This is a genomic window from Kurthia gibsonii (assembly GCF_006539985.1).
Lineage (GTDB): Bacteria > Bacillota > Bacilli > Bacillales_A > Planococcaceae > Kurthia > Kurthia gibsonii.
The window spans coordinates 1-8,998 of the sequence record NZ_BJOB01000065.1; the positions used below are offsets into that span (position 1 = coordinate 1).

9 protein-coding genes are annotated in these 8,998 nt (G+C 38.0%); all 9 read left to right on the forward strand.

What is annotated here, in order from left to right; translation table 11 throughout:
• The first annotated feature begins 243 nt into the window (after positions 1-243).
• The 9 genes from KGI01_RS12670 (at position 244) to glyA (ending at position 8,863) form a co-directional block, all read left to right on the forward strand.
• On the forward strand, positions 244-843 hold the full coding sequence (locus KGI01_RS12670; protein ID WP_141274986.1) for a thymidine kinase: 600 nt from the start codon (positions 244-246) through the stop codon (positions 841-843).
• Between the two features lie 148 nt (positions 844-991).
• Positions 992-2,071: a peptide chain release factor 1 gene (prfA, locus tag KGI01_RS12675; protein WP_141274987.1), complete on the forward strand. Its 1,080-nt coding sequence runs from the start codon at positions 992-994 to the stop codon at positions 2,069-2,071.
• Entirely contained in the window at positions 2,055-2,915 is an 861-nt protein-coding gene (prmC, locus tag KGI01_RS12680; protein WP_141274988.1) for a peptide chain release factor N(5)-glutamine methyltransferase, read from the forward strand. Before prfA ends, prmC begins: the two co-directional genes overlap by 17 nt.
• Positions 2,916-3,143: 228 nt before the next feature.
• A complete protein-coding gene (locus tag KGI01_RS12685; protein ID WP_141274989.1) occupies positions 3,144-4,169 on the forward strand; it encodes an L-threonylcarbamoyladenylate synthase in 1,026 nt (341 codons plus the stop codon).
• Between the two features lie 198 nt (positions 4,170-4,367).
• Positions 4,368-4,805: a low molecular weight protein arginine phosphatase gene (locus KGI01_RS12690; protein WP_141274990.1), complete on the forward strand. Its 438-nt coding sequence runs from the start codon at positions 4,368-4,370 to the stop codon at positions 4,803-4,805.
• A 3-nt stretch (positions 4,806-4,808) separates the two neighbouring features.
• Positions 4,809-6,095 carry a methyl-accepting chemotaxis protein gene (locus KGI01_RS12695; protein WP_141274991.1) on the forward strand — a complete coding sequence of 429 codons (1,287 nt, stop codon included), beginning with the start codon at positions 4,809-4,811 and terminating at the stop codon, positions 6,093-6,095.
• A gap of 489 nt (positions 6,096-6,584) precedes the next feature.
• Positions 6,585-7,028 carry a ribose 5-phosphate isomerase B gene (gene rpiB / locus KGI01_RS12700; RefSeq protein WP_068455885.1) on the forward strand — a complete coding sequence of 148 codons (444 nt, stop codon included), beginning with the start codon at positions 6,585-6,587 and terminating at the stop codon, positions 7,026-7,028.
• A 25-nt stretch (positions 7,029-7,053) separates the two neighbouring features.
• Positions 7,054-7,599 (forward strand): TIGR01440 family protein, encoded by a 546-nt coding sequence (locus KGI01_RS12705; protein WP_141274992.1) that lies wholly within the window; start codon positions 7,054-7,056, stop codon positions 7,597-7,599.
• A 25-nt stretch (positions 7,600-7,624) separates the two neighbouring features.
• On the forward strand, positions 7,625-8,863 hold the full coding sequence (glyA, locus tag KGI01_RS12710; RefSeq protein WP_141274993.1) for a serine hydroxymethyltransferase: 1,239 nt from the start codon (positions 7,625-7,627) through the stop codon (positions 8,861-8,863).
• The last annotated feature ends 135 nt before the right edge of the window (positions 8,864-8,998 follow it).

Sequence of the window (8,998 nt, forward strand, 5' to 3'; positions counted from 1 at the left end):
CAAAAGCAGGAATTCCCTTTGGCGCGTGGAATAGTCCCTTTCGGAAGCAAATCAGTCCCTTTCAACGCTAAACTCCTTTAAAAAAGTGCGAAAATGACCATGTATTTAACCTTGATAAAAAGGGTAGATTCCTGTAGTATAAAGCACGTTGTTTAAAATAAAATCATCGTTTTACATCATATAAAATTTTGAATTTACATATAAATAATGCCATAATTATAGAATGAAGAAAGGGGTATTTCAATGTATGTAACGCAGCAAAATGGCTGGATTGAGGTAATTTGCGGTAGTATGTTCTCTGGGAAGTCGGAGGAGTTAATTCGTCGTGTACGTCGTGCACAATTTGCGAAACAACGCATTGCAGTATTCAAGCCAAAAATTGATAATCGTTATAGTGAAGAAGCTGTTGTATCACATAATGGCACAACCGTTATTGCTTATCCGATTCAAGAACCATCAGAAATGTGGGATTATATCTCAGACGAGTACGATGTTATAGCAATTGATGAGGCCCAATTCTTTGGTCACGATATTATCGAAGCGGTACAAAAATTAGCAGATCATGGTTATCGCGTGATTTTAGCTGGACTTGACCAAGATTTTAAAGGCGTTCCATTTGGACCGATGCCATTTTTAATGGCGATTGCGGAACAAGTCACGAAATTACAAGCTGTATGTAGCGAATGTGGCTCACCAGCTAGTCGCACACAGCGTTTAATTAACGGAGAACCTGCAAAAGCAGATGATCCTGTTATTTTAGTAGGTGCATCTGAAGCATACGAACCAAGATGTCGTCATCATCACTTTGTACCAGAAGGTAAGACATCTGTTGTAGAAAAGTGATGAAAAAAGTCGTTTTTTAGGGTAAAATATATAGGATGATTTTTAAAAGAGTAGCAAGAGTTACTCTTTTTCTTTATACTATTATTGGGACAATAAATAGATAAAACATGATATAGATTAGGAATAAGAAAGGAAAAGGTGAAAATATATGTTTGATCGCCTTCAAGCAGTTGAGGACCGTTATGAACGTTTAAATGAGTTATTAAGTGACCCAGACGTTGTATCGGATAATAAAAAATTAGCACAGTATTCAAAAGAACAATCAGATATTCAAGAAACAGTTGAAGTGTATCGTGAGTATAAATCAATTAAAGAGCAAATCGCTGACGCAAAAGAGATGTTAGACGAAAAGCTTGATCCGGATATGAAAGAAATGGTTAAAGAAGAATTAAAAGAACTAGAAGTACAAGTACCAGCCTTAGAAGAACGCTTAAAAGTACTTTTAATTCCAAAAGATCCGAATGACAGTAAAAACGTAATCATGGAGATTCGTGGGGCAGCAGGTGGAGACGAAGCAGCACTATTCGCAAACTCTCTATTCCGCATGTACAGTAAATATGCGGAAACACAAGGCTGGAAAATCGAAGTTATGAACGCGAACCCAACAGAACTTGGTGGGTATAAAGAGATTGTCTTCATGATTAATGGACAAGGCGCTTACTCAAAATTCAAGTATGAAAGTGGCGCACATCGTGTACAACGTGTTCCAGAAACAGAATCACAAGGTCGTGTACACACATCTACATCAACGGTAGTGGTTATGCCAGAAGCAGAAGAAGTAGAATTAGACTTACAAGAAAAAGATATTCGTGTTGACATCTACCACGCATCAGGCGCAGGTGGTCAGCACGTCAACAAAACAGCATCAGCTGTACGTATGACGCATATTCCAACAGGTGTTGTTGTAGCGATGCAAGATGAACGTTCACAATTAAAAAACCGCGAAAAAGCGATGAAAATTTTACGTGCGCGTGTATATGATAAATTACAACAAGAAGCGCAAAGTGAATATGATGCAGAACGTAAATCAGCTGTTGGTACAGGTGACCGTTCGGAGCGTATTCGCACATATAACTATCCACAAAATCGTGTAACGGATCACCGTATTGGTTTAACAATTCAAAAATTAGATCAAATCATCGAAGGTAAGCTCGATGAAGTATTCGATGCACTAATTATGGAAGAACAAGCGAAAAAATTGGACCAACTAAATGAACCAAGAATGTAAGCAAGTTTTCGAGGCCCTTCAATGGGCTTCTTCTTTTTTAGAGGAAAAAAATCGTGAGGCGAATGCAGCCCGCTTACTACTTCAGCATGTTTTAGCTGTTGATTATACAGGTCTCATGTTGAATATGCGCGAGCCTTTAACGGAAGAACAGCAACAACAATTTGAGAAGCTAATCCAAGCTCATATTGATGGTAAACCAGTTCAATATTTAATTGGAACAGAACAATTTTACGGTCGTACATTCCAAGTGAATGAAGCTGTATTAATTCCAAGACCAGAAACAGAAGAGTTAGTAGAGCAAGCACTAGAGCGAATGACAGCGAAGTTCGGTGATGCACCATTATCACTTGTGGATATTGGAACAGGAAGTGGTGCAATCGCAGTCACATTAAAAAAAGAGCGCCCGAGTTTGCAAGTAACAGCTATTGATCTAAGTGAAGATGCACTTCAGACTGCGAAACAAAATGCACAACTGTTAGAAGCCGATGTCACGTTTTTACAAGGTGATTTAACAGCACCTGTTCAACATCAAAAGTTCGATATTGTACTATCAAATCCACCGTACATTGCGTTCGACGAAGTGAACGTGATGAATGAAGTAGTATTAGAACATGAACCGCATACGGCCCTATTTGCAGAAGAAAATGGTCTACAATTGTATCGTAGACTTTGCGAGGAATTACCGCATATTGTGCATAACCAAGCAATTATTGGTTTTGAAATAGGTTATCAACAGGGTGAAGCTGTGCATAACTTATTGAAAAAAAGTTTTCCACAGGGGAAAATTGAAGTTTTAAAAGATTTATTTGGACAAGATCGCATGATTTTTTGTGAAATCGGATAGTTATCCACATCTGTAAAGTATAAAACCTTTACATTTAATAAAATAATTAGAAGTGGTGCGAAATGCGTAGTATCAATACTTATAAGAAGTCTAGAGCACCTATTTTCAAATAAATTCGTATATTTCTGAAAAAGTTATGCACAGAATTTCACGAAATATCCACAATTTTAATCTAAAAATCAAAAATGTGCATAACTTTCTGAAAAATTGTGTGGGAGGAAGAGCAAAATGGAGACAAAACGAGTCGTCGTCAATCCAGATGGTACATTTACTTCTGCCTATGATGAAGCAGTTCAGTTATTAAAAGCAGGCGAGGTTGTCGCGTTTCCTACCGAAACAGTTTATGGACTAGGTGGCGTTGCAACAAGTCATGCGGCAGTAGCGAAGATTTATGAAGCAAAAGGTCGCCCGTCTGACAATCCGTTAATCGTTCATATCGGAACAATTGAAGAGATTGATCGCTATGTAATCGATGTAAATGATAAAGCAAAAAAATGTATGGATGTATTTTGGCCAGGTCCTTTAACCGTTATTTGTAAAGTGAAGCCAAATGTACTCTCTGAAAAAGTAACAGCTGGTTTGGATACAATTGGTTTACGTATGCCAAGTCATCCTGTATCACTACAATTGTTACGACATCTAGGTGAACCAGTCGCTGCGCCAAGTGCGAACCGAAGTGGTAAGCCCAGTCCAACAGAAGGTATTCACGTAGAAGAAGACTTAGCAGGTAGAATTCCGATGATTGTAGATGGTGGCGCAACAGGAATTGGTGTGGAATCAACAGTAATTGATTGTACATTGGATATACCGACCATTCTACGTCCGGGTGGTGTCACAAAAGAAATGTTGGAAGCTGTCATTGGAGAAGTTCATCAACCAACACACTTAGAACAAAAAGAAGGTGCTCCAAAAGCGCCCGGTATGAAATATACACATTATGCACCGAATGCGCCTGTTTATATGATTGAAAAAGATGAAGAGAAAATCCATTCTGCAATTCAAGCGTTGCACAAAGAAAATAAAAAAGTGGCTTTACTCGCACCAGAAAATTATGCGTGTGAGCAAGCGGATTATTTCTTCTCATTTGGACAAGATACACAAGAAGAGATGGCGTTACATCTGTATCATGCATTACGTGCTTGTGACGCAACGGATGCAGATATTGTACTCGCAACTGCGACAACGACAGATGGTGTGGGTTCAGCTATTATGAACCGACTTGAAAAATCAGCAGGCGGTAATTGGTATAAATAAAAATTTTTAAAGAGAATCACGCAATTAAGTGATTCTCTTTTTTCTAGATGGTATGTGTTAAGATGAATATAATAAAAATAGATGGAAATAAATAATGTATGAAGTCATATTTAATACTTTAGACATAATATTTTTTTGGTAAAATGTATCATTTTTCCTTCTAAATAAGGTATAATTTAACTACAGGAGAGGTGCGCCATGCAAATTTATTTTATTTGTACAGGTAATACATGTCGAAGCCCAATGGCAGAAGCAATTTTGAAACATAAGAAATTAGAAAATGTGGAGGTATATTCAGCAGGTGTTTATGCACAATCAGGTGTTCCAATGTCCACAAATGCCCAAATTGTATTACAAGAAAATGGAATTGAAACGCAACATCGATCTTCACCAGTAGATATAAATCGATTAAATCAGTCAGATTTAATTTTGACGATGACAGAATCGCATTTACATGCATTATTGCAAGTACACCCACACATTGCGGATAAAGCATTTACATTACATGAATACGTATATAATATGCAAAAAGATGTATCGGATCCATACGGTGGAAGTGTAGATGTCTATCGTCGTACATTTGAAGAACTACAACGTTTGATTGACGCACTTCAATCGAAAATAGTGGAGGATTAATACATGGAAAAAGAAAATAAGCACGCATTTAGTTTACGTAAAAAGTTAGTCTTATTTGTAGTAGCATTAGCAGTCATTACATACGGGACGAGCTTAGTATTTATACAATATATTCAGCCTACGTTCTTTCCCGATTCCAATGTATTAGTATTTGAGATTGTAACGTTTAGTTTAGGAGTTATGTGGTCTGGTATTTTAGCAGCAATTTTAGCATTCTTTATTATTAAGCCGTTACAACAACTTGAAAAAGTAGCGCTAGAAGCAGCAAAAGGGAATATTCATCAAGAAATTGAGGTTCGTAAATCAAAAGATGAAATCGAATCTTTAGCGAAGGCTTTTCAAACGATGCTTGTCAACTTGCGTCAAATGGTCAGTAGTATTGAAGATAATTTTCAACAAACGAATCAAACGGTTCGCGCTTTATCAGTAGAATCAAAAGAAGCTTTAGAACAGTCGGATGCCATTGCCCAAACAATCGCACAGATTTCAGAAGGCGCTGTAGATTCAGCCATCTCGATTCAAAATACAGCAGAAGCGATGGAAGATGTACGTTCACTAGCAGATGAAGTGAATAATCATGCAGTAACTTCTTCAGAGTATTCTCGAAAAATGATTGGTGAACTGAATCGCACAACAACAGCCATTGAACAACTTGTGAAGGGTATTCAAGATATGGCTGAGGGGAATCGTCTTGCGTTACAAGATATCCACCAATTAGAACGGAATGCTAATGAAGTTGAAAAGATTATTTTATTAGTCGGTTCAATTGCAGAGCAAACGAATTTACTGGCATTGAATGCGTCAATTGAAGCAGCGCGCGCTGGTGAGCATGGTAAAGGATTTGCAGTTGTAGCAGAAGAAGTACGTAAACTTGCGGATGGTAGCGCGGAAGCAGCAAAAGGTGTTGCGAATTTAATTCAAGTGATGCAAGCAGACGTTGTACAAGTTGTAGGTAAGATGACGTCACAAGTTGAAATTGCAGAACATGAAATGGCACGTGTCAACGAAACAACAGACGCCGTTTCAAGTATGAATCAGATTGTGAATAAGATGGCATCTTCAGTAGATGAAATCTCAACATTTGTTGAAAAACAGTTACACAATATTGAACAAACAGCACAACAGTCACAAGAAGTAGCAGCGATTGCTGAGGAAACAAGTGCAGGAGCGCAGGAAGTTCGCAGTGCGGCAGAAGAACAAGCTCGTTCGATTTCGCAAATGGATGACCTATCACGCAACTTACAAGTACAATCAGAAGAACTGCATAAAACCATTCAGCAATTTAAGTAATAATATAATAGTAGAAAAGAGAAATCACTTGAGAAAAGTGGTTTCTTTTTTTTATTTCAGAGATGGATTTGATCCCAATGTTAGTATATAGAACATTTAAATATGTAGAACAATACGAAAACAATGGGAGGTGGGCGATTCAGTCCATCTCTTTTTTGTGAAAGAAATTCAGGTTTGAAATAGGTTTTGATTCACTAAAGAAGTAAAAATGAAAAAAAGATAACATTTTTTATCCATATAGTAAGAATTATCAGAAAAATTAACGTATTGTATAAATCTACAAAGTTCGGTATTATGTATTTAAAGAGATGTTTTATTTATTTGAAAGCTATAAGAACTATATATAACTTAACTATTTTATCTATTTAAGTTTTAAACGTTCGTCTTATAGGTGTGGAAGGACCTTGGATTTTGAAAATATATGTCTTTCTCAATGTAAAAATGGTAATATTGTAGTGAACCTTAAACATAATGAAAAGAGGGATTAAATTGAAAATCGCAATTTCATCTGACCATGGCGGAAACAATTTACGTAAGGAGATTATGGCCTTATTAGATGAGCTAGGATTCAGTTATGAAGATTTTGGACCTCAAGACGACAGCTCTGTAGATTACCCTGATTACGCAAAACCAGTATCAGAAGGTGTTGCTTCAGGTAATTTCGATAAAGGTATTTTAATTTGTGGTACAGGCATTGGCATGTCAATCGCTGCAAATAAAGTAAAAGGAATTCGTTGTGCATTAGTACATGACGTATTCTCAGCAAAAGCTACACGTTGCCATAATGATTCAAATATTATTGCAATGGGTGAGCGTGTAATCGGCCCCGGCCTTGCACGTGAAATTGTCGCAACTTGGTTACAAACAGATTTTGAAGGTGGTCGTCATGAACGTCGCATTGAAAAAATCACTGCACTTGAAGAACAAAAATAAACGCAATTCGTAAGGAGTCATGATCATGTTAGACACAATCTCGCAAGATCTAACCATCTTATTAAATGAATTAGCAGAACAAGCTACTTTTAAAGAGGGGCAATTATTTGTTGTCGGATGTTCCACATCTGAAGTCAAAGGTGCAAAAATCGGTACAGCAGGTGGTTTGGAAATTGCAGAGGCACTGTATCAACCACTTGAACAATTTGCAAAACAGCATGGACTTTATCTAGTATTCCAAGGCTGTGAACATATTAATCGTGCTTTAACAATGGAGAGGGAAGCAGCTGAACGCTATCAATTAGAAGAAGTTGCCGTTATTCCAGTCGTCAAAGCAGGAGGATCGATGTCAGCATATGCTTATCGTCATCTGCAAGACCCTGTCGTTGTAGAGACTGTACAAGCTCATGCAGGAATTGATATCGGCCAAACATTAATCGGTATGCATTTAAAGAGGGTGGCAGTTCCTGTTAGAACATCTGTCCAACGTATTGGTGAAGCTGTTGTAACAGTTGCAAAAACTCGTTTAAAACTAGTCGGTGGAGAACGAGCAGTATATACATTAGGTTAATTAATTATTTAGGGGGCAAAGAGAAATGGAAAAACTTGCAGCAAAAGATAAGGCGGTATTTAACGCAATTGAATTAGAATTTGCACGCCAACAAGAAAACATCGAGTTAATCGCTTCAGAAAATATCGTAACAAAAGCAGTAATGGAAGCACAGGGTTCTGTATTAACAAATAAATATGCAGAAGGTTATCCTGGGAAACGCTACTACGGTGGTTGTGAATTCGTAGATATCGTAGAAGATATCGCGCGTGATCGTGCAAAAGAATTATTCGGTGCAGAATACGTTAACGTACAGCCTCACTCGGGTGCACAAGCAAACATGGCAGTTTATTTCACAATTCTTGAGCAGGGCGATACAGTGCTTGGTATGAACTTAGCACATGGTGGTCACTTAACACATGGTAGCCCAGTAAACTTCTCTGGCGTTCAATACAATTTCGTAGAATACGGTGTTACAGAAGATACAAATGTAATCGACTATAACGATGTTCGCGAAAAAGCATTAGCGCACAAACCAAAATTAATCGTAGCAGGTGCTTCAGCTTACCCACGTGAAATCGACTTCGCTAAATTCCGCGAAATCGCAAACGAAGTAGGCGCATTATTCATGGTGGATATGGCACATATCGCCGGTCTTGTAGCGGCTGGTCTTCACCAAAACCCAGTACCATATGCTGATTTTGTAACAACAACAACACACAAAACATTACGTGGCCCACGTGGCGGTATGATTCTTTGTAAAGAAGAATGGGGTAAAAAGATCGACAAATCAATCTTCCCAGGAATTCAAGGTGGTCCATTAATGCACGTAATCGCAGCGAAAGCAGTAGCATTCGGTGAAGCATTACAACCAGAATTCAAAACATACGCACAACAAGTCATCACAAACGCAAAAGTTTTAGGTGAAGCACTAGAAGCTGAAGGCATCAAAACAGTTTCAGGCGGTACAGATAACCACCTATTATTATTAGATGTACGCTCACTAAACCTAACTGGTAAAGAAGCAGAAGCTTTATTAGATGAAGTACACATCACAGCGAACAAAAACGCAATTCCATTTGACCCAGAAAAACCATTCGTAACTTCAGGCGTACGTATCGGTACACCAGCGATTACATCTCGTGGTTTCAAGGAAGAAGATATGAAAGAAGTTGCTTCAATCATCGCACTTGTATTGAAAAATCCAAACGATGCAGCAATCAAAGCAGAAGCAATTACACGCGTAAAATCATTAACAGATGCACACCCAATTTACGCAGACTAATTTTACAAAGTTAAGAAATCGCCTGAGTGCGGTTTCTTTTTTGTTAGGGTTTCGAATAAGTGTCCCTTTCGGAGAGTCGAATTCCCTTTCGCGCGCAGAAAAGTCCCTTTCGGAGAGGTGAATTCCCTTTGGCAT